Origin of the sequence: Acinetobacter sp. YH01011 (assembly GCF_013420785.1) — a bacterium.
GTDB lineage: Bacteria > Pseudomonadota > Gammaproteobacteria > Pseudomonadales > Moraxellaceae > Acinetobacter > Acinetobacter towneri.
Genome location: NZ_VOYG01000002.1, coordinates 124,856 through 146,316 on the forward strand (window position 1 = coordinate 124,856; position 21,461 = coordinate 146,316).

A 21,461-nucleotide genomic window follows, 5' to 3' on the forward strand; every position below is an offset into this window, starting at 1 on the left:
TTCAAAGTATTGAGTCGATTGTTGTATGGCTGAGTTTTCCATTATTGAGACCTATTTCAACAGACCGCGTCCCGATGCAGTCGATTTAGGTGTCGGTGATGACTCAGCTCTGCTCACCCCTCCGCCGCAACAACAATTGGTCATTTGTGCCGACACTTTAGTCGCTGGACGACATTTCCCCCTCGATACCAACCCACATGCGATTGGTTGGAAATCGGTTGCGGTCAATTTATCTGACATTGCCGCCATGGGTGCCACCCCACACAGTATATTATTGGCATTGAGCCTACCCCAAATTGATCACGACTGGCTCAAAGGGTTTAGTCAGGGTTTACATGATTGTTGCGATCAATTTGGGGTAAGTTTAATTGGTGGAGATACCACACAAAGCCCGCATCTCACCATTTCCGTTACCGCCTTAGGCTGGATTGAACAAGGACATGCCATTCCACGTTCAGGCGCGCAAGTCGGTGATTATATTTGCGTCAGCGGACAAGTCGGTGATGCCGCTTTTGGTTTAGATCATCTCGATCATCCTTTAAAACAACGTCTCGACTACCCAACACCACGTTGTCAACTTGGACAACAACTCAAAGGTCTGGCTTCAAGCATGATTGATGTTTCAGATGGCTTGGCACAAGATTTAGGGCATATTCTCAAAGCCTCTCAGGTCGGTGCTTGTATTGAACTCAGCCAACTGCCTATAGATGCTGCATTAACCGAATTACCACAACAAAAGCAGTGGCAATATGCCTTGGCAGGTGGCGATGACTATGAGTTATGCTTTACAATAAGCCCACAAAATTATCAGCAGCTTTTGCAAAAACCGCTGAATACCCCTATTCATATTATTGGCAAAATTAACAATCAAAACCGCTTAAGCTTTGAACAGAATGGCGTAGATCGTTCACTTCATTTTCATGGATACCAACACTTTGCAAAAACCCGCGATTAATTTCAAAGCCATGTCTTGGACTGACCGACTGATTGTATGCTGTGGTGTTGGCTTCGGTTCAGGTCTACTACCCAAAGCTCCCGGTACCTTTGGTTCGGCCTTTGCCCTACTGTTCATTCCCATTTGGTTCGCGCTTGGTTTCATTCCAAGCCTTTTTGCCATTGCCATCATGTCCCTCGTTGGCATATATATCTGTGGACGTACTGCACAGGTTATGGGCGTACATGATGATGGTCGTATTGTTTGGGATGAATTTGCAGGACAATCGATTACCTTTTTACCCCTGATTTTTATCAATCAAATCAGCTGGGTCTGGGTAATTGTGGGTTTTGCCCTATTCCGACTATTTGATGTGTGGAAACCTTGGCCAATACGTGTCATTGATCGTCAGGTCGAAGGTGGTTTTGGCATCATGCTGGACGATATTATTGCGGGTCTTTGGGCCGCATTATGTATTTATATTTATTTATCTTTTACTTTGGTTTAGCCATCACTAGGATTCAACATGTCTACCACCGTGATTATTCTTGCAGCAGGTAAAGGCACGCGCATGCGTTCAAATTTACCAAAAGTATTACAACCTCTTGCAGGACGCCCACTCTTGGGTCACGTGATTAATACCGCAAAAAAATTACAAGCAGATCATATAATTACCATTTACGGTCATGGCGGTGCTTTGGTGCAAAATGCGTTTGCGCATGAACAGGTACAGTGGGTCGAACAAGCTGAACAGTTGGGCACAGGTCACGCAGTCAAAGTGACTTTGCCTGTTTTACCACGTGAAGGTGTATCACTGATTTTATCGGGAGATGTACCTTGTATTACAGAGCAAACTTTACAAAAGCTACTCGATGTTTCACGTGAAACCCAAATTGGCTTGGTGACACTTACCCTTGCTGATGCCACGGGTTATGGTCGTATTGTACGTGAAAACGGTAAAATTCAAGCGATTGTTGAACATAAAGATGCGTCTGAAGCCCAGCGTCAAATTCAGGAAATTAACACGGGTATTTACTGCGTCAGCAATGCCAAATTACATGAATGGCTGCCAAAACTGAGCAATAACAATGCGCAGGGTGAATATTACCTGACCGATATTGTGGCGATGGCAATTGCCGATGGCTTAGAAGTTGCATCGGTAGAACCTCAACTGGCTTTTGAAGTAGAAGGCGTGAATGACCGTGTGCAATTGGCTGCATTAGAACGCGAGTTCCAGAACTTCCAAGCCAAGCAACTCATGCAACAAGGTGTGCATTTAATTGACCCAACCCGTTTTGATTTACGTGGTAATCTCACTGCAGGTAAAGACGTTCGCATTGATATTAACGTAATTATTGAAGGCGATTGCGAACTGGGTGATGGCGTAGAAATTGGTGCAGGTTGTATCCTCAAAAACACCAAAATTGCTGCGGGCACTAAAGTTCAGCCGTATAGCGTATTTGACCAAGCGGTTGTAGGTGAAGCTGCGCAAATTGGTCCATTCTCACGTTTACGTCCGGGCGCGGTATTGGCCAATGAAGTGCATATTGGCAACTTTGTTGAAGTGAAAAACAGTCAAATTGGTTTAGGCTCCAAAGCCAACCACTTTACCTACTTAGGTGATGCCGAAGTGGGTGCAGGCAGCAATATTGGTGCAGGTACGATTACTTGCAATTATGATGGTGCCAATAAATTTAAAACCATTATTGGTGACCAAGTCTTTATTGGTTCAAATAGTTCATTGGTTGCACCTGTCACCATTGCCAATGGTGCAACGGTAGGCGCAGGCTCGACCATTACCCGTGATGTTGCAGAACAGTGTTTAGCTGTGGAACGTTCTAAACAGTTCACTAAAGAAAATTATCAACGTCCACAGAAATTGAAAAAATAAGAGGAAGTTCCTATGTGCGGTATTGTCGGTGGCGTTGCAGAACGTAGTATTACCAATATCCTCATTGAAGGTTTAAAGCGTTTAGAATATCGCGGTTATGATTCCGCAGGTTTGGCATTGATTAGTCAAGGTCAGGTCTTGCGTGAGCGTCGTGTCGGTAAAGTAGCAAATCTTGAGCAAGCAGTACTAGATTCTCAAGTCACAGGTTCACTCGGTATTGCCCATACACGTTGGGCAACACATGGCAAACCGACAGAAAACAATGCACATCCGCATATTTCTGGCAATGTTGCTGTCGTACACAACGGTATTATCGAAAATTATCAAGAACTGAAAGATGAGCTAGAAGCTTTAGGCTATATGTTCAGCTCTCAAACGGATACTGAAGTGGTTGCGCACTTGGTCAACCATGCTCTTAAAACTGCACCGAATTTATTGGTTGCGGTACAGCAAGTCGTGCCTCAACTGAAAGGTGCTTATGCTCTGGGAATTATCCATACCGATTATCCAGATGAATTGATCACGGTACGTGAAGGTTCTCCTTTGGTGATTGGTGTCGGTATTGGCGAAAACTTTATCAGTTCAGACCAATTGGCGTTATTGCCGATCACCAACCGTTTTATGTATTTGGAAGAAGGTGATATCGCCCGCTTAACCCGCGACAGCATTGAAGTTTTTGTAAACGGTCAAACGGTTGAACGCCCTGTAAAAGAGTTGGATGCAACTGTAAGCAATGCATCGAAAGGTGAATATAAACACTACATGCTCAAAGAAATTTATGAGCAGCCTGAAGCAATTCAACAAACCATTTCACAAGCATTAAATGGCAACGCTTTACGTGAAGATTTCCTGAAAGATGCTGAACTTGATTTTGCCAAGATTCAACAGGTACAGATTATTGCCTGCGGTACCAGCTACCATGCAGGGATGATTGCAAAATACTGGTTTGAACAGCTAATTAACTTGCCATGTCATGTGGAAATTGCCAGCGAATACCGTTATCGCACCCCAGTCATTGTGAATAACACATTGTATGTGTGCATTTCACAATCTGGTGAAACTGCAGATACTTTAGCTGCTTTACGTGATACGCAAAAACGTGCTGCTGCAAAAGGCTTAAATATTAGCACCATGACCATTTGTAACGTGGCAACTTCATCTATGGTGCGTGAAACCAATCATAGTTTGTTGACACTCGCAGGCCCTGAAATTGGTGTGGCATCGACCAAAGCCTTTACGACACAATTGGCAGCATTAATGCTATTGGTGCTCAAAATTGGTCAGGTGAAAAATGCAATTGCAGCGACAGAAACAGCTGAAATTATTGCAGGCTTATGGCACACACCAAAAGTGATTTTAGATACTTTGCAAAATGATACGGCAATTTTACGTTTGTCTGAATTGTTTGTAGAGAAAAATCACTGCTTGTTCTTGGGTCGTGGCACACAATTCCCAATTGCCTTGGAAGGTGCTTTGAAACTGAAAGAAATTTCATATATTCACGCAGAAGGTTATGCTGCGGGTGAATTAAAGCACGGCCCATTGGCATTGGTCGATAATGACATGCCTGTGGTGATTTTAGCACCGCAAGATGACATGCTGGATAAACTGAAATCCAATATGGAAGAAGTACAGGCACGTGGTGGTGAGCTGTTTGTATTTGCAGATGAACACAGCGGCATTCCTGCAGATAAAGAACGCCAGCATGTGGTTTATGTACCACAGGTCAGCGCGTTGCTTGCGCCAATTGTGTATAGTATTCCTGTGCAGTTGTTGTCTTACCATGTGGCGGTTTTACGTGGTACAGATGTCGACCAGCCTAGAAACTTGGCAAAAAGCGTAACAGTGGAATAATATTGATTAAATTCAATGATTTAAATTTAATAAAATTATTTTGAATCACCTAAAAAATCCGCAGTCGGCTTCATTTTTAGAAATTTAGTACTGCGGATTTTTTATGTCTGATACTTTTATTTTTCGCATAACTACAGTGCATAGCAAGCGATATTGAAACTTTTGCAGACAATGAAAACTTTTATAAAAACAAATAACCTAAGTCATTTAACCACACTATTTTCTAAAAATGTTGTTTATTTATTCAGTCAGTACAATGACATGCAAAAAATGATTGACCCTATTTTTGCATCATGTATTATACACCGCATGCGGGAATAGCTCAGTTGGTAGAGCACAACCTTGCCAAGGTTGGGGTCGCGAGTTCGAGTCTCGTTTCCCGCTCCAGATTCAAAAAGCCCCCATCGAAAGATAGGGGCTTTTTTATTGATTTTATATTATGTTATCCCCAATCATACTTTCTTTATTATCTTTTATTTCACAGTTTCGGGCCCCAAATACGACATATTCGTAGGTAGTTGCAAAAAATAAATGCATTAAAATCATTAGATTTCTTTAATCCAATAGAATCTCATCAGCCAATCAAGCATCTCATTATCGACCAACTGGCATAATTTCATAAATCCATTTTTTTGTGTTTTAATGGTGATATCACAATGTAAAACACAATATTATGGATTTAATATTCAAAAAACCTGAAGAAGTTGTTGCTTTATTATGTGAGAGGCTTCGTAAAGAACGTCTTTATCTGGAAATGACTCAGGCAGATGTTGCTGCGCGTGCGGGTATTGGTGTGAATACTGTATCTAATCTAGAAGCTGGTCGAAATGTTTCATTTGAAAATTTAGTACGTGTTGCCATGGTGCTCGGCCGATTAAAAGAATTAGAGGAACTTTTCAAACCACATTTAAATAGTGTAGATGACATGCTCCGCTATGAGAGTAATACGGCTCGCCAACGTATCAAAAGGAAATGAATCCATGCTCAAAAAACTTGATGTTTACTACAATGGATGGGGCGAATATTGGCTTTGGGGCACACTAGTTTCCTCAACTGCAATCACAGGTCGACCATTGATTGCTTTTGAATACAGCGCAGAAGCAATTAGTAAAGGTTTAGAGCTTTCATCTTACCTACTTCCGCTAAAAGGTGACCCATTAAGAAAGAACTTTCCTGCACATCAAATGGGATTACCAGGCCCTATATACGATGCCTTACCCGATGGCTGGGGCATGCTCCTGATGGATCGCTTATTTAAAAAAAATGGACTTAATCCAGCACGAGTTGGGCCTTTAGAACGCCTCACGTATATTAGTACACATGCAATGGGGGCATTATCCTTTGAACCTTCAGCATCCGAGTTAACATTAGCTGAAAATATTCCATTGCTAAGACTCGCTCAAGAAGTCCAGGAAGTTCTCAAAGGAGAAGGTGCTGAATTTTTACAGCATTTATTAGTTATGGGTGGATCACCACAAGGTGCAAGGCCAAAAGCACTCGTCTATCGTGATCCTGTCACTAATGAATTCTCAACAGTTCACTCACATCAACATGAAGCTTGGCTGATCAAATTTCCCGCTCAGCAAGAGCATCCTGAAGTTTGTGCAATTGAAACTGTTTATGCAGAATGTTTGCGTCATTGTCATATTGACACCCCAGACACCCAATACTTCACTCTTCCGAATGGCCTAACTGCATTTGCCTCAAAAAGATTTGACCGCTGCGATGGCATGCGCATCCCTATGCAAAGTTTAGCTGCCTTTACAGGGGCTGATTTTAAATCACCTGGGAGTTTAGACTACAGCAACTTTCTTCGTGCTACACACTTTTGCACCAATGATATTCGCGAAAAAGCGATTGCATTCAAGCGCGCTGTTTTCAATGTGGTGTTCAATAATCGAGATGATCATTGCAAAAACTTTTCGTTTTTAATGTCTCAAAATGGACAATGGAAACTCGCCCCAGCCTACGACGTTACTTTCTGTGAAGGCCCAGGTGGATATCATCAAATGGATATTATGGGTGAAGCACTGGATATTACTCGGTCTGCCATTGTCAAACTGGGCATTCAGGAAGCAGAGCTTTCTATTCAAGAGGTTGATGAAATGATTAACTCAATTTGCGAAGTTGCCAGCCGATTTACGAAGATTGCTCATGATCTATTACCTGAACAAATTAGATCTGAAACTCTCCAAATGATCCAAAATAGGATTGAGCATAATATTCATTTATTGAATTGAATATAAACCATCCGATTTAATCAAAAGCAATCTGGAAATACATATAAAATTTAATCAATAACAGATCAGTGATAAACCCCGAACCCAAGATGGTATATCCACTGCGGGCTTTGGTCATTATAAACAGACAAAGACAACTTACATCCCTCTTGCACTGCAAGCCCATACTCTAATGTTAGCTCCTTGAGTTGCGCAGGTGATAAACTCAACCAAGCATTATCAGGAACTGGTTCAATATTAAAAGTGACACTTTTAACAGCTTGCTCATATTTTCCAGTCTGAATATTCAGTTCTACGGAATCTGGAAAATGCTGATAAATAGATAATTCATCATCCTCAACATCAAAGCTATATACTTCCTGATTTTGCATATCTCTTAGACATGTATCTTTATATAACTGTTCCGTTAGCAAAGCTGCATTCACCTGAATATTAGAAAAGAGTTGTTCACCTTCTGAAGCAAAAAAGTCCTGATTAAACTTTTGAATTTGTTCATCATCATATTTTGTAAAGTCGCAGGTATTGGCATTGAATCTAAGTCTGGCATCAACCACCAGTTCATTATTAGACCAAGGCAAAAGTTGCGATAAATCTTGCGATTTATATTGTTTTTTGGTGTCCACATAACCTTCATAACCAGGCCGATTAAATACCGCCTGCTTTTTTGGCTGAGTTCTATCTTTATTTGCACAGTATTTATAGTTAAATTGTGGATGAACCGTACCGGGTTTGTCGGAGACTTTTTTATTTAAGTTAGGCCACCTGACCTAACGGGTTAATCTTATCATAGTACATTGCTTCAAACTCAAAAGGTGATACATAACCCAGTGCACTGTGTACACGCTTTTTATTGAACCAATCTACCCAGTTTAGTGTCGCAAGTTGTACATCCGCTAAACCTTGCCAATCCGCTTTTAAATATTCAATCACCTCTGTTTTGTATAAGCCATTCACCGTTTCAGCCAAAGCATTATCGTATGAATCACCAGTCGTACCGACTGATGCTCGTAAATTTGCTGCTTCTAAACGATTGGTATAACGAATGGAAAGATATTGCACGCCTCTGTCACTATGATGAATCACGTTCTTTGGCATGCCTCGATCATGCAATGCTTGCTCCAGTGCATCGAGCACCATATCTGTATTCATACGTGTTGATACTTTCCATCCAACAATTGCTCGCGAGAACACATCAATAATAAAGGCGGTATAGACCCAGCCTGAATGAGTTTGAATATACGTGAAGTCAGCGACCTGAGAAGCACTGCTTCGCAAGGGTCAGGATGATCTGCATTAAAATTGCGTTTTACTAAGTCATCTGCTCGTTTTTGATCATCTCGGCTACGGGTGGTTTGTTTATTCTTACCACGCCAAACACCTTGTATACCTAGCTTCTGCATCAATCGAGCAACTGTACAACGTGCGATAACATAACCTTCACGTTTCAATTGTTGCCAGACCTTACGCACACCATATCGACCTAAACTTTCTTTCCAAATACGTTTGATTTGCTCTGCATGATGTAAATCATGCAGAGCACGTTTCGCTCGATGTTCTGGGTTATCAACGAGATCTAAAGCCCGATAATAGGTCGAAGCTGCAATCGGTAAAATTCTACAAATCGCTTCAACACCATATCGATCTTTATTGTTCTGGATAAAATCCACCATTATTTGTGTGGGCGGTCGAGCTCCGCCTGAGCGAAAAAAGCGGCTGCTTTACGTAGAATTTCATTGGCACGTTTTAATTCTTTAATTTCACGTTCCATTTGCTTCATTTTTTCTTGGTCAGATATCTGTTGTACTTTGGCAGGATTTAGTTGATCCATATGCTTTAAATACCAAACACGCAATGTTTCAGGAGTACAACCAATCTTAGGTGCAATAGCTGTGATTGCAGCCCAAGTAGAAGGATAATCTTTTTCAGATTCAATCAATAATTGAACCGCTCTTTCTCTGATTTCAGGGGTATATTTTAATTTTGTCATTGGAACATTCTCTCAAGAAAGTTGGTCTCCGACAAACCCGGTACGGTTCACCCCTTATTATCAATCAAATTAATTTTCAAAGTAACTCTAAATAACGATGCACCCAATCAACCGAAATGCGCTCTTGCTCTAAACGCCTATTTTTAAATGTCTGTGCACGCAAATCATGAAATAATTTTAACTCGTCAGCAGTGAGATATTGTGGCTCACTAAAAATAGAGTCTGGTTCATCCACCATATGATTTTGGAACTGTAAAACTGTGGCTTCATCCATCATTAAAGCAATCACGTGTGGAATTTTTTGCCGAACCATACTTAAAATATTTAAACCTTCAGAGTCGATATCTCCCCAATAAAAAACCTGTTTATACTGTAACCACTTGGCCTTCATCCATGTAATATTTTTACCCCCACCACAAACCACAATACTATTTTCCAAGTAAGGGCACGCTAAACCTGACTGAATATTTTCAACTACAATTATTCGTTCCGCAGGTAACTCAAATTGATCTAGCACCTCTGTGGACAATTGAAAAACGGGGAGTCCTCCCAATTTTTCCTGCACATTTGGGCAGACGGGTTTGATCGTCAACCAACCTTTGGGGCTATCTAAGCAATCTAGCCATGCCAACAACCCTCCAGCCAGTACGATCTCATCATCATAAAGTACATTGCAAATTGCCTCCGTCAGCAATAAGTTCTGCTCAAGAAACTTCGTGTTTACAGCGCTTAATGGCAAGGCCCTTAAATAAAGCCCTGCCCCCATATTCGGTTTCAGCTGTTCAATCAGCTGAATCAACCATTGCCATTCTTGTTGGCTATAGCGTTCTATCTGCTCTAAATGATGAATTAAAGTTTGAAATAAACGGTGCTGATGACGATCATGCACAAAAGACTGCTTCAAAAAGCTGGATATTTTATCCAACCAGTTTTCAAGTTGTTGCTCTGTTCCTAAAAGCTCAGTAAGCTGCTGTAAAGAAAAAATTCGTAACTTTACTGGAACACGTTGTTCTGAAAGTTGTCGATACTGCCGTTCTTGCCATTCAACCAGTTCAGGATAAGCAAAATCTGTCCACGCCTTAAAAAAAGCATGAAAATGACCCAAATTATCTCTAGCTTGTTGGTCTGTGGGCACTTTCAGTGAAATTTCGATTGGAAAAGGACGTTGATTTAACAACCGCTGCTTTAAATTTCGACGATTTTCCCATTCTTTTTTATGCAAAATACCCAAAACGGTATTTGGAAGTAATCCCCACTTCTCAATTTTAGGCATCTAACTGCACCCCAAACTGTTGTGCCTCTCTATGCAGTTGCTGTTGTTTTTGCGCCATTTTTTCATCAATTTCCTGCCAAGTAATTTCACATAAATGACTTTCATGTTTCTCAATATCACGCTCGGCAATTAATAAAGAACGTGCTGACTCACGCGCTAAATTCAAGTTTTTATAAGGTGTGATTAAATTGACATGAATTTTCAACGCCTTAAATACTTTGAGTACTCGACGACTAACCGCTTCAGCTGTGTTTGAAAAAGCTTCATCTAAAAACACTGTACTGTAGATTGGATAATCATAGCCGTCTGGTGTTAATACATAAGCCAAACTCGCTGCCACAATGGTTCCAGCAAATGATTCTTTTTCTCCGCCAGATTTACCACTCGATGACTCCAAAACATCTCGTATTTCTTCTGTAGCCAAATCGACTTCTTCTGCATAGAAAGACATTTGATGACGAGGATCAAGTAAACGCTGGCTTTCAAAAGTATGCGCTGTAACCGAGTTACTCGCTTTTTCTAAAATAGAAATTAATTCAGCTAACTTTTTAAAACGTTGTTCATATTCAATACTATTAATACTAGATACGACCCATTTTAGTTTTTGCTCAAAATCTATGACGTGTGGATACTTTTCCTTTTTGTATCCTAGTCTTAGATAGCTGCCAGACTTAAATTCTGTACGCCGTAAAACCTGATTAATTATGGCAATACGGTCAGTAATTTCTTCTCTATCTGCCTCAAGGCGATTCTGAATCACACTTAAAGACTGCATGGTATGTTTTTGCAGACGCTGTTCAAACTGTTCAACTAAGGCAGGCAAACCTTCCTTTTCTAGTTCATGAAAATAGGCAACGCAATCATCCAATGCGGCCAAACCAACTGCCCATTCACGTTGTAATGCAATATGTGACCATTTATCCTTGCCACGAAACTGACCAATAATGTACGTTGCGCTATTTTTTGCTGAGGTATTTTGGTTGCTGGTATGTTCAATTAAACGCTCTAGCTCTTTTTCCACAGCAGTAAGATAAGCATCCTCCAACCGAGGTGTTTCTCCTATACGCTGTAGCAACAGTTCTCTGGCTTGTTCTGGGACACCTTGGTTTGCTGCCTTTTGCGCTTGTTGTTGTTGTTTTTCTGCATCACTGAGTTTCTGTTTGAGTTGCCCCCAAGTGTGTTGTAACTGCCCTTTCTGTTCCTGTAGTTGTTTTAATTCCTCTTTTGCAAGCTCCCAACGTTGTCGAGCTTGTTCAATATTGGTATCTGCCTGTTGTAAATGCTGCAAGTCATTGCTGGTCTGTTGCTGGCGCTCTGTCCAATAAGGAATATTTATCATATCCCATTGGTAACGTAACATTCGCTCCCACAAACTCTTATGCTGTGTTACCTGATCTAACACCTTACGCGATTGTGCAACACTCAAGGCATACTGTTCCAACTGTACCTCAAGTTGTTTCGCTTCATGCTTTAATAAATTTAAACGTGAAGTATTGGAAAATCCCAAACACCAAATTTTTCGATCATCAATCCGCTGTTGATCTTTTTTCTCAAAACGACCTTGCTCACGATGAATTAAGCCCTGTTGTGTCATAGAAAAAGGCGTTGTATTCATGATTGTTGTATCTGCCACACATTGCAGATCAAAGCGAAGCAGATGTTGTTTTAACCAATCACGATATGGATGCTCTCGCCAAACCAATTTCCGCAGAAAACCATTTTCTTTAAAATACACACTTTCTGTAGCATCAAGATGGATCACCTGTAAACGCACATGGGTTTTATTATGACGCGCATTCACCCATTGAGTGACCATCGAATAACGATCTTTCGGCACCAATAACGTTGTTTTTAAACCACCTAATGCTCGTTCAATTGCGCCTTGCCAGATTTTTTCAGCCTCTTTTACATCAATGAGCTCACCAATAAACATTAATTCATGTTCATCAAAATCTAAGTGCTGTCTAAGCTCATCTCTTAAACGCAATAAATGTACATCATGAATATTACTATTAGGTCTGGTTTCTATTTCCTGAATATCGCTTTGAGTTTCTTTCAGTTGCTGTTGCGTTTGTGCGTATTTGCTACTGACTTGAGCAAACTCATCTTGTCGTTGGGTTTTCTCTTGCCCAATATTTAGAAGCTGCTCATGGGCTATTTTTTGGTTATCAATTAAATTTTGCTCGGTTAAATCATCTTGCAATTGTAATTGCTGAGCATCTTCCTGATAGCGCGATGCCTCTATGGTTAATTGCTTTAACTGACGCTGTATCAGTTCTAGCTCTTTTTGTAAGTTTTCAATCCGATTACCGCCTACTTGTAAATAGTCTTCATGGCAGCGCTCTTGTCGTTTTTCCGCATCATGTTCTTGTTGTTCTAATTGCTTAAACTGCGTATGTAATCGCTGTATCTCTTGCTCCAGCTGATGTATTTTTTCAGTCCAAAACTGAACATACAATTCACCTAAATATGCAGGAAAAGCTTGTTTTTCGAGCTGTAGATTATTCAGTTGCAGAGTTAACGCTGTTATTTGAACAGCTAACTCAGGTAATTTCTGTAAATGTAGGACTTGTTCACGCGCATCTACCAAATGCTTATAGTTTGCCTCTAAGTCAGCAAACTCATTTACTGCAGTCTGTGCCAAAGCACGAACCTGGCTTGGTTCTAAAACCAACTCGCGAATTAATTTAGTCAAATCATCAATTTTCTTTAAGCCTAAAGCACGTGATAACAACGCAGGTGCATTTTTATTATCCATAAATAAATATTTACGATACATCTCCTGATAGTCTTCAAATTTGCTATCAAAATAATGCACGCGTGCATCTGTTTTAGGATTAAAATGTTGTTTTAGCTGGCGAGTATTACCGTCTGCAAATTTTTCTAACACTTCAGTCAGTTGCACATTACGACTTGCAATCATATATAAACGATTCACTTCACTCAGCGAATGTTGACCTTGTCCAACCCAAAACAATCCAATTAAAGTAATCATCGAACCGTCATCAGCGGTATATAGCGCTCTTAATGCTGTTGTCACTGCTTTTTCACGCTTATTTTTTACTCGCGTTCCAGCCCCATCATGTTCTGAACCAAAACTACCACGCATATAAGAGAGTAATGTACGGTCTGAGCGATCGCCCTGCGCAGCTGCTACGTTAAAACTAGCTTTACTTGCAGGTTGTAACAATGCCATTAAACCATCAATAAAGGTAGATTTACCTGCACCATTATCTCCCGTAATAAGTGTCCCTTCAGGATCAATACGTGCGGTATGCAAGTTATGGAAGGAGCCCCAGTTAAATACTGAAATTTCTGACAAGCGAATTTGGCCTTGTGCAAATAAAGTTGAGAGGGTCATTTCTTGCATGATGATTCTCCATATTCTTGTTCGGATTGCTGCAACTTGGCCTTTGCTGCTAATTGTTGATATTCAGATAATAAACTTTGTAAAAACTCGGCATTCACGACATAGCGGATAATTGGCGTAATTTCATAACGCCCTTCTTCACCACGCAGTCCCGTTAATACTTTTTTCTCAATAAATTTTTCTAATGCTGCATTTAGCTTTTACGATCTTTGCTGTCATGATTCGTTAAAGGAATAAATGGAATTAAACTGCTCTGGATTCGCTCAACATCAATAATAATTTTTTGCTCACCCGCAGTTTCCCGCTCCTGATAATACTTCCGCAAAATAAGTAAAATTAAGGTGTCATATACAGTCAAAGTTCGTTTTCGTATCAGTACAGGAAAATCATCCAAAGGCTGGTTCTCATCTTCCTGTTCATCCTGAATACTTTTGAGATTGATGATATAAGCCACCCCTTGCTTGGCATCCAAAACCAACTGGATATAAACCTCTGCCAAATGTCTACGAATTTCCGCTTCATATCGGCACAATAAATCAAAAAGTTTTAAGTTTTCTGCTGCAAGAATAACCCCTTGACGCATGAGATAGACCAATACGCGTCGGGCTGCATGTGGCATAAGCGCATCTGTATCACGATCCTGAGCATGCTCCATCTCTGTTTGATTATCTGCATGTTGTTCCTCTGCCCCAGTTGTAGGAAACGAATCTTCTACAGGCTGATTAGCTTGGATTTCTATATTTTTCTCTGAATTTGAAGATGGTCTGCGTACCATTTCAAAGAAGTTGTCATGCTGTTGTATCTTATTTTCTGATTGCATCTCGATCTCCTTAAAGTGCCAGCTCATCTATATTTTTGGGAAATAAATCTGCACTCAAGTAATACACTGGAATACTGGCCTGCAAATGCACACCTGAACGATCCTTAAGTTCAACTTGCTCGGTATGCTGCATTTGTGATGCTTTAATGGCTTTTGCTATACGCAAATAAGCAACAAGTTCTTCAAGCCCCGCTTGTAAAGGATGTTCATGTGTTAAGTGGGCAATACTCATCACCCCTTTCTGTGCGAGCGTTTGATATACTTTTTCAGCAACAGCACGAACCCGTACATTGTCTAAGTACTTCAGCATCTGATCACTAGGTTCAGTCTTGTTTTGTTGTTCTTCGACCTCACGTGTATCCATATGTTCTGTGGGACTTTTTAAAGCAAGACTTTCAGGCGAATTCAGCTGGATGGAACCCACGGCTAAATCCACTTGTACTTCTGTTTTTAAATCACACTCCGATTCCAACAATGCCACTGCATTTTTTTCTAATTCCGACAACAACTGATCAATCAAACGGTTTTCCAATGCTGCACCACTTTCAATATAAGCTCTCAAACCTTCTTCTGTACGACGTCGGACTTGGAAAACTCGGCTACTTTCGCGTCCTAACTCACGCATTAACTGACCTAAATATTTACGTTGAGATTCGCTTAATTGTTGTGCAATAGGATGATTCAAAATACTGCGTAACTGCTCTCTAAACTCAGTAGAACGATCTTGATCCTGAAGTAATTGACAAAACCCATCAAAAGCACTGCCTGCATCACTTTGGGCAAGCAACTGCTCTTTTTCCATTAAGCTCAGCAATACTTCTCCACGTGAATAAGCACCACTAATCATATCTAGACGCAACTCTTTATCTCGTAGACGAATCTCATCTTCGACCCGTCTAAAATCGCCTGTAAGAATGGAAGCAAGTTGATAAATTTCTCGTATTCTTTCTTTTTGTTCTGATTCTTCTAATTGTGTAACAACACCCGCCAACAAAGCATCTATTTCATTTTGAATCACTAATTTTTTTTGTTCGAGCAACTCCACTCGTTCTTCAATATTTTCACTCAATGCGACCACAAAATCACGAACCGCATCCTGCACAATTCTTAAATGTGATGCTGTGGTATGGGTTGCTCGCTCATCCAAGCCCTGACAAAAACGTAATACGGTTTCGCTAATATCCGTTTTACTCAGCTTGCCATCTATTTCTCTGAGCCAGCCTGAATGAATCCAATGATTTAAATAATGCGCTGCATTATTTTCTGTCTGCCAAATACCCTGCTCACGACTAGATTTAATCAACTCATCCAAGACATTTCTTGCACGGCCATAAGGGACTTCATTTTGTTCTGCAAATAAGTCAACAATGAACGCTAAAATATGTGGTGCGTTATCTGCTCTTAATAATTTCCAAATTGAGTTTTCATGATATAAACGCCGATACTTGGCCTGTAACCCTAGAATATTCATGCCATTCCACATCATCTGTATGATGGTTATTTATTCTACAGTTATTTTTTAATCACCCAAGCAAATTACCAAGCAAGACGACACGAGTTGTCGCATAAAGTAAGATGATATAAACAATCACCTTACTTCATCGAAAAAAATAAAAAAACAAACCTTATCTAACTTCTTTGTGTACAGTGACAGTAACCTTAACCTACCTCTCCCCATACACCGTTGCAATCAAATGCTCCACCACTTGCGGCTCAGCCAAAGTCGAAGTATCTCCTAAACTATCCAATTCATTCGCTGCAATTTTCCGCAAAATACGGCGCATGATTTTACCTGAGCGGGTTTTAGGTAAAGCAGGTGCCCAATGCAGCGCATCAGGCGTTGCCACAGGCCCCAAAATTTTGCGAACCCAATTGACTAATTCTTCACGCAATTCCTCTGACTCGGGTGTACCAACTTGCAAAGTTACAAAGGTGCAAATCCCCTGTCCTTTAATCTCATGGGGCATACCCACCACTGCCGCTTCAGCCACAGCTTCATGCGCTACTAGGGCACTTTCAATTTCCGCAGTACCTAAACGGTGCCCCGAAATATTCAAGACATCATCCACACGCCCTGTAATCCAGTAATAGCCATCTTCATCACGGCGTGCACCATCTCCTGTAAAATACGCACCCGGATAGGTCGAAAAATACGCTTCAATAAAACGTGCAGGGTCGCCCCAAATACCGCGCATTTGCCCTGGCCATGAATCTTTCATAATTAAATTGCCTTCGGTCGCGCCTTCCAGTTCATTACCTTCGGCATCGACAATAGCAGGTTGCACGCCAAATAATGGGCGGGTTGCCGAACCGGGTTTCAGTGGCGTTGCACCCGGCAATGCTGAAATTAATATGCCCCCAGTTTCGGTTTGCCACCATGTATCTACAATTGGGCAACGTCCTTCACCTACTACGTTGTAATACCAGTTCCATGCTTCAGGATTAATTGGCTCACCGACTGAACCAAGTAAACGCAAGCTGCTGCGGTCACTTTCACGTACAAAACGATCTCCCTCTCGCATCATGGCGCGAATGGCAGTCGGCGCGGTATATAAAATGGTGATGTTGTGTTTATCAACAATATGCCCTGTGCGCGCCCAGCTTGGATAGTTCGGCACCCCTTCAAACATCACGGTAGATGTACCATTCGACAATGGCCCGTATAAGACATAAGAATGCCCTGTAATCCAGCCTACATCTGCGGTACACCAAAACACATCATCCTGTTTCAGGTCAAAGACTTCTCGGAACGTGCTATTCACATAGGTCAAATAACCCCCTGTGGTATGCAAAACACCTTTGGGTTTTCCAGTAGAACCTGAGGTATATAAAATAAATAGTGGATCTTCTGCATTCATTGGCTCGGGTGGGCAGATGTCATTGACCGACATAATTTCCATGTGATACCACACGTCGCGTTCAGGCAACATCTCAATAGGATTTCCTGTACGGTGCACCACAATCACATTTTGCACACAGTCGGTACCTGCTACTTTTAGAGCAGCATCAACATTGGCTTTTAAATAAATTGGCTTGCCACCACGCATGGCCGAGTCTGCAGTGACAATTAACTTGGCCTGACAGTCTTCAATTCGGCTAGCCAAAGCATCGGGAGAAAAACCACCAAAAACCACACAATGCACTGCACCAATCCGCGCGCAGGCTAGCATGGCAATCGCAGCTTCGGAAACCATTGGCATGTACAGCACCACCCGATCACCTTTTTGCACCCCGTTCTTTTTCAGCACGTTGGCAAAACGACAGGTTTCATCATGCAAAGAAGCAAAAGAAACCACTTTATGCCGAGAAGGATGATCTCCTTCCCAAATAATTGCAGGTTTATGCGGATGTTCTTTTAAATGACGGTCTAAACAATTGGCACTGACATTCAGTTGCCCATCGGCAAACCATTCAATTTTAAAATGCTCGGGGTCAAAGTTGGTATTTTTGACTTGGGTAAAAGGTTTAATCCAATCTAAGCGTTGGGCCTGCTCTGCCCAATAAGTATCAGGGTCATCTATAGATTGTTGATAGCGTTGAAAATATTCTGCCTCAGTGGTGCGGGCAGTCTTTTTAAATTCATCTGGAACAGGATATACGTCTTTCATCTGCTACTTCCTTGATGTTCTTGCATCTCATCACGAGATGTATGCCACGTTATTGATTATTATTTCTGCATATTCACAGTATGAACTTTCTTTTTTATGGCTCACCATTCGGCTTTAGTCGCATAAATTTTATACAAACAATAGCATGCCAAAGCGTTGATCGAATGCCATATTCTTGCATTCATACTTTCAGGTTTACATTCCACTGTACTGCGCATTGCATTATTTTTAAAGAAAATATCGTCTAATAACCGTGAGTATTAACATTTTTTTACGCAGCCAATCATTCATACCTGCGACCCTGTCTTACAGATAAAACCACATACAACTCGCAGTTTAAATGCTACAAAATAGTACGCTCATCACTTCTATCCAAGTTGTCTAAAATACTGGCAAGTAAGCATTGCTCATTAACCAAATTGAGTTTTTCAGGCAAAATAGTCGCTTCATTTTGAATTCGGAATTATCGTGGCAGAATCCAAACCCTCACTCAGTGAAGTTTCTGAAAACACCAGTCAGCTGTTGCAGGAAGCCACTGAAAAAACCACGCAAACCGTGATCAATCATACGGCCAAGTACAATGACGCCTACTCCACCATCGACAAAATTATGGAAGGATTTTGGGAACGTGTGCCGTATTTGATGATTGCAGCCGTGGTGCTGATTCTGTTTTGGCTGCTTGCCCGACTGTTTAAATGGTTTATTCGCAAGACCCTGAACAATCGTTCCTATACCCGACAAAATTTGGTTTTGGTGCTGAATCGGGTCGGTAGCTCTGCAATTATTTTCTTTGGTTTTCTAATTGCGATGGTGATTGCAATTCCAGGTTTTACCCCAAGCCAACTGATGAGTGCTTTAGGTCTAGGCTCCGTGGCAATTGGTTTTGCTTTTAAAGATATTTTCCAGAATTTATTATCGGGTGTGCTCATTTTGATTGGAGAACCATTTAAAATTGGTGATGACATCATCGTGAATAATATGGAAGGTACGGTAGAAGATATTCAGATTCGTGCCACCTTCCTGCGCTCTCCCGATGGGCGTCGAATCGTGATTCCAAATGCTACGGTGTATACCAGTGCCGTAACGGTCAATACGGCTTATACCCGTCGTCGTTGCGAGTTTGTGGTCGGTATTGGTTATGAAGATGACGTACAAAAAGCCAAAGATATTATTTTGGCCATTTTAGACCGTGACATAAAAATCTTGAGCCAACCTGCATTTAGCGTCAATGTCACTGCCTTGGCCGATTTTTCGATTAATTTAAATGTGCGTTGGTGGGTAAATACGACGGAAACCACCACTTCAGCATCCATCAGTGAAGTGCAGGAACGGGTGATTGCCGCGTTTGCCGAACATCACATTTCGATTCCTTATCCTGTGCAGGAAGTGAAAGTTTATCGTGGTGATGCAGCAGTCAATGAAGATGATTCAGCCCGCACTAAACAAACGCCCTAAAACATAAGCAATCACAGTTTCAGTACGAATAATACGGTTGCCCAAGTGCCGCGCTTGGCAGCCGTTTTTTTCGAGCAAATCAATTTCGTAGGGAATAAATCCACCTTCTGGGCCAATCACAATACTGCATGGATGTTGGATGGCATGTGGCATAGCTTGATCGGTATAAGGATGCGCCACATAAGCAGGACAATCGGCAGAAATCAAACTGGGTAAGACATCTTCCACAAAGGGTTTAAAGCGTTTATAAAGCTGAATCTCAGATGCAATGGTATCGCCTGCTTGTTCCAAACCCAAAGTTACATATTGATCGAGCTGCTGCAAAAATGGCGTTTGCCAATAGCTTTTATCAACCCGATAGCTGTGCAGTAAAATAATTTTTTCCACACCTAACGTCACGCTATCCATAATTAAACGACGCAATACTTTGGGGCGCGGCAAAGCCACAATCAGGGTCACAGGCAGTTTTTTTGGGACAGCTTCTTCATGCAGGGCTTTGACTTGAATTCGCTGCTCGCTGACTTCCACCACTTCGGTCAAATAACGCTTGCCACCACGAATCCCGACTTTCAAGGTGTCACCGACTTGCACACCAACATGCGTATGCAAATGCTGCACTTGCCGCTGGGTGCTAATAGACCACACTTCATTTGTGGTCTGTCGCGGGTCAAGCAAAACGATATTCATATTTAAAGATACTGATTAATCACGTGAATATGCTCAGTTAAAGAGCCACGATTTTTATACATAATCACTTGAGCATTTTGATTCAGCTGAGCACGCAACGCAGGTTCAAACAACAATTGCGTTAACGTATTTACAGCTTGTTCAGCATCTTCGACCACATACACGGCTTCTGCTGCAACAAACTCATCCACAATACTTTGAAAGTTAAAATAATTTTTGCCCAATACCGTGGCGACATTTAAGGCCAAAGGCTCTAAAATATTATGCCCACCGCCAGGTTCATTCAGCGAACCACCAACATAACAGGCCTGACTTAAGGCGTACCACAACCACATTTCACCCATGCTATCGGCTAAATACACTTGTGTTTCGGGTTGAATCGCTTCAGCCAAACTACGGCGCTGCATATTGAGTTGCAGTTTTTTCACCTGCACAGCCACTTCATCAAAACGCTCTGGATGGCGCGGCACAACAATACATAACAGTTCAGGATGCTGTGCGAAATAAGGTTTCAAAGCAGTCAATAATTGCTGTTCTTCAGGCGCATGGGTACTGGCAAGGGTGATAATTTTGCGATGTGCCAATTGCCATGTCTGTTGCAACTGCGCGGCTTGCTCTACAAAATCTTCTGGCGCAGTAATATCAAATTTAATATTACCCACCACGTTTGTACGCTCGGCAGGCATCCCCAATGCGATAAAACGCTGCTGTGTGGCAGAGTCTTGCGCCAAAAGTTGCTGCAAATTTTGCAACATGCCGCGAGTTAATCCTTTAACTTTGGCATAACCTTTGGCCGATTTTTCCGAAAGCCGCGCATTAATCAACAAACACGGGACTTGAAAATGCTGCGCCTGATCAATCAAATTAGGCCACAATTCTGTTTCGACCAGTGCCAATAATTTAGGCTGATATTTCTGATAAAACTCACGAATTAAATGCACCTGATCGGCAGGTAAATACACGGCTTGAAATAAATCTAAATACGGTGCTTTTAAAAATAATGATTTGGCGCGTGCCTGCCCCGTTTTGGTGGTATTGGTGACTAAAACGGGATGTCCCACTTTTAAATAATGTTCAATTAAAGGTTGTGCGGCATTAGTTTCCCCCACCGACACCACATGAAACCAAATGGCATGTAAATTTTTAGCAGGCTGAAATGGGCCAAAACGCTCAAGCAGTTCTTGTTGTAATTGCTCAGGATATTCGGCACGTTTACGAATACGTGACTGATAAATCGGTTTTAACAGCGCCAAGGCTGCGTTATACCAAAATGGAGTAGCCAAAAGATGCGCCCCAAAGAAAGATTATCGGCAAAATATAACAGAGCCACACGCGCATGTTA

General features: G+C 41.5%; 14 protein-coding genes, 1 tRNA gene, 2 pseudogenes and 1 other annotated feature. Of the genes and pseudogenes, 8 read left to right on the forward strand and 9 right to left on the reverse strand.

The features are described from left to right. Positions 1-25 precede the first annotated feature (25 nt). The 7 genes from thiL (at position 26) to FTT78_RS02000 (ending at position 6,919) form a co-directional block, all read left to right on the forward strand. Entirely contained in the window at positions 26-955 is a 930-nt protein-coding gene (gene thiL / locus FTT78_RS01970) for a thiamine-phosphate kinase (RefSeq protein WP_004974348.1), read from the forward strand. After that, positions 921-1,442, forward strand: a complete 522-nt coding sequence (locus FTT78_RS01975) for a phosphatidylglycerophosphatase A (RefSeq protein ID WP_131260658.1) — start codon at positions 921-923, stop codon at positions 1,440-1,442. Before thiL ends, FTT78_RS01975 begins: the two co-directional genes overlap by 35 nt. Before the next feature lie 18 nt (positions 1,443-1,460). Then, on the forward strand, positions 1,461-2,825 hold the full coding sequence (gene glmU, locus FTT78_RS01980; RefSeq protein WP_096902632.1) for a bifunctional UDP-N-acetylglucosamine diphosphorylase/glucosamine-1-phosphate N-acetyltransferase GlmU: 1,365 nt from the start codon (positions 1,461-1,463) through the stop codon (positions 2,823-2,825). A 12-nt stretch (positions 2,826-2,837) separates the two neighbouring features. Further along, positions 2,838-4,679: a glutamine--fructose-6-phosphate transaminase (isomerizing) gene (gene glmS / locus FTT78_RS01985; protein WP_179989014.1), complete on the forward strand. Its 1,842-nt coding sequence runs from the start codon at positions 2,838-2,840 to the stop codon at positions 4,677-4,679. A gap of 311 nt (positions 4,680-4,990) precedes the next feature. Then, positions 4,991-5,066 (forward strand) — tRNA-Gly (locus FTT78_RS01990). Between the two features lie 286 nt (positions 5,067-5,352). Beyond that, on the forward strand, positions 5,353-5,655 hold the full coding sequence (locus FTT78_RS01995; RefSeq protein ID WP_070153706.1) for a helix-turn-helix transcriptional regulator: 303 nt from the start codon (positions 5,353-5,355) through the stop codon (positions 5,653-5,655). 4 nt (positions 5,656-5,659) lie between these two features. After that, entirely contained in the window at positions 5,660-6,919 is a 1,260-nt protein-coding gene (locus FTT78_RS02000) for a type II toxin-antitoxin system HipA family toxin (RefSeq protein WP_180043479.1), read from the forward strand. A 65-nt stretch (positions 6,920-6,984) separates the two neighbouring features. Here the strand turns inward: FTT78_RS02000 and FTT78_RS02005 are convergent, their stop codons facing one another. From FTT78_RS02005 to acs, 7 genes and pseudogenes are all read right to left on the reverse strand, one after another. Then, positions 6,985-7,542: a hypothetical protein gene (locus tag FTT78_RS02005; RefSeq protein WP_180043481.1), complete on the reverse strand. Its 558-nt coding sequence runs from the start codon at positions 7,540-7,542 to the stop codon at positions 6,985-6,987. 130 nt (positions 7,543-7,672) lie between these two features. After that, positions 7,673-8,906: pseudogene (locus FTT78_RS02010) on the reverse strand (IS3 family transposase). Further along, positions 8,515-8,631: a sequence feature (AL1L pseudoknot), on the reverse strand. It overlaps the preceding pseudogene by 117 nt. 76 nt (positions 8,907-8,982) lie before the next feature. Beyond that, on the reverse strand, positions 8,983-10,179 hold the full coding sequence (locus FTT78_RS02015) for a Wadjet anti-phage system protein JetD domain-containing protein (protein ID WP_004974289.1): 1,197 nt from the start codon (positions 10,177-10,179) through the stop codon (positions 8,983-8,985). Then, complete coding sequence (locus FTT78_RS02020) at positions 10,172-13,549, reverse strand: ATP-binding protein (protein WP_180043483.1); 3,378 nt, start codon at positions 13,547-13,549, stop codon at positions 10,172-10,174. Before FTT78_RS02020 ends, FTT78_RS02015 begins: the two co-directional genes overlap by 8 nt. Further along, positions 13,537-14,369 (reverse strand): annotated as a pseudogene (locus FTT78_RS02025) (DUF4194 domain-containing protein). Before FTT78_RS02025 ends, FTT78_RS02020 begins: the two are co-directional and overlap by 13 nt. A 10-nt stretch (positions 14,370-14,379) precedes the next feature. Beyond that, complete coding sequence (locus FTT78_RS02030; protein ID WP_180043485.1) at positions 14,380-15,840, reverse strand: DUF3375 domain-containing protein; 1,461 nt, start codon at positions 15,838-15,840, stop codon at positions 14,380-14,382. A 193-nt stretch (positions 15,841-16,033) separates the two neighbouring features. Continuing rightward, positions 16,034-17,977: an acetate--CoA ligase gene (gene acs, locus FTT78_RS02035; protein WP_131261198.1), complete on the reverse strand. Its 1,944-nt coding sequence runs from the start codon at positions 17,975-17,977 to the stop codon at positions 16,034-16,036. 468 nt (positions 17,978-18,445) lie between these two features. Here acs and FTT78_RS02040 point away from each other — a divergent pair, with 468 nt between their 5' ends. Further along, positions 18,446-19,432 carry a mechanosensitive ion channel family protein gene (locus tag FTT78_RS02040; RefSeq protein WP_131261199.1) on the forward strand — a complete coding sequence of 329 codons (987 nt, stop codon included), beginning with the start codon at positions 18,446-18,448 and terminating at the stop codon, positions 19,430-19,432. Here the strand turns inward: FTT78_RS02040 and FTT78_RS02045 are convergent. Beyond that, positions 19,406-20,119 (reverse strand): 16S rRNA (uracil(1498)-N(3))-methyltransferase, encoded by a 714-nt coding sequence (locus FTT78_RS02045; RefSeq protein WP_180043487.1) that lies wholly within the window; start codon positions 20,117-20,119, stop codon positions 19,406-19,408. The two genes, FTT78_RS02040 and FTT78_RS02045, sit on opposite strands and share 27 nt — an antisense overlap. Positions 20,120-20,121: 2 nt before the next feature. After that, positions 20,122-21,402, reverse strand: a complete 1,281-nt coding sequence (locus FTT78_RS02050) for a 3-deoxy-D-manno-octulosonic acid transferase (protein ID WP_179990252.1) — start codon at positions 21,400-21,402, stop codon at positions 20,122-20,124. Positions 21,403-21,461 lie beyond the last annotated feature (59 nt).

What these genes read in the sequence shown, in the direction of transcription:
- thiL (WP_004974348.1), top strand. Translation starts at nt 26, where the DNA reads ATGGCTGAGTTTTCCATTATTGAGACCTATTTCAACAGACCGCGTCCC.
- FTT78_RS01975 (WP_131260658.1), top strand. Translation starts at nt 921, where the DNA reads ATGGATACCAACACTTTGCAAAAACCCGCGATTAATTTCAAAGCCATG.
- glmU (WP_096902632.1), top strand. Translation starts at nt 1,461, where the DNA reads ATGTCTACCACCGTGATTATTCTTGCAGCAGGTAAAGGCACGCGCATG.
- glmS (WP_179989014.1), top strand. Translation starts at nt 2,838, where the DNA reads ATGTGCGGTATTGTCGGTGGCGTTGCAGAACGTAGTATTACCAATATC.
- FTT78_RS01995 (WP_070153706.1), top strand. Translation starts at nt 5,353, where the DNA reads ATGGATTTAATATTCAAAAAACCTGAAGAAGTTGTTGCTTTATTATGT.
- FTT78_RS02000 (WP_180043479.1), top strand. Translation starts at nt 5,660, where the DNA reads ATGCTCAAAAAACTTGATGTTTACTACAATGGATGGGGCGAATATTGG.
- FTT78_RS02015 (WP_004974289.1), bottom strand. Translation starts at nt 10,179, where the DNA reads ATGCCTAAAATTGAGAAGTGGGGATTACTTCCAAATACCGTTTTGGGT.
- FTT78_RS02020 (WP_180043483.1), bottom strand. Translation starts at nt 13,549, where the DNA reads ATGCAAGAAATGACCCTCTCAACTTTATTTGCACAAGGCCAAATTCGC.
- FTT78_RS02030 (WP_180043485.1), bottom strand. Translation starts at nt 15,840, where the DNA reads ATGAATATTCTAGGGTTACAGGCCAAGTATCGGCGTTTATATCATGAA.
- acs (WP_131261198.1), bottom strand. Translation starts at nt 17,977, where the DNA reads ATGAAAGACGTATATCCTGTTCCAGATGAATTTAAAAAGACTGCCCGC.
- FTT78_RS02045 (WP_180043487.1), bottom strand. Translation starts at nt 20,119, where the DNA reads ATGAATATCGTTTTGCTTGACCCGCGACAGACCACAAATGAAGTGTGG.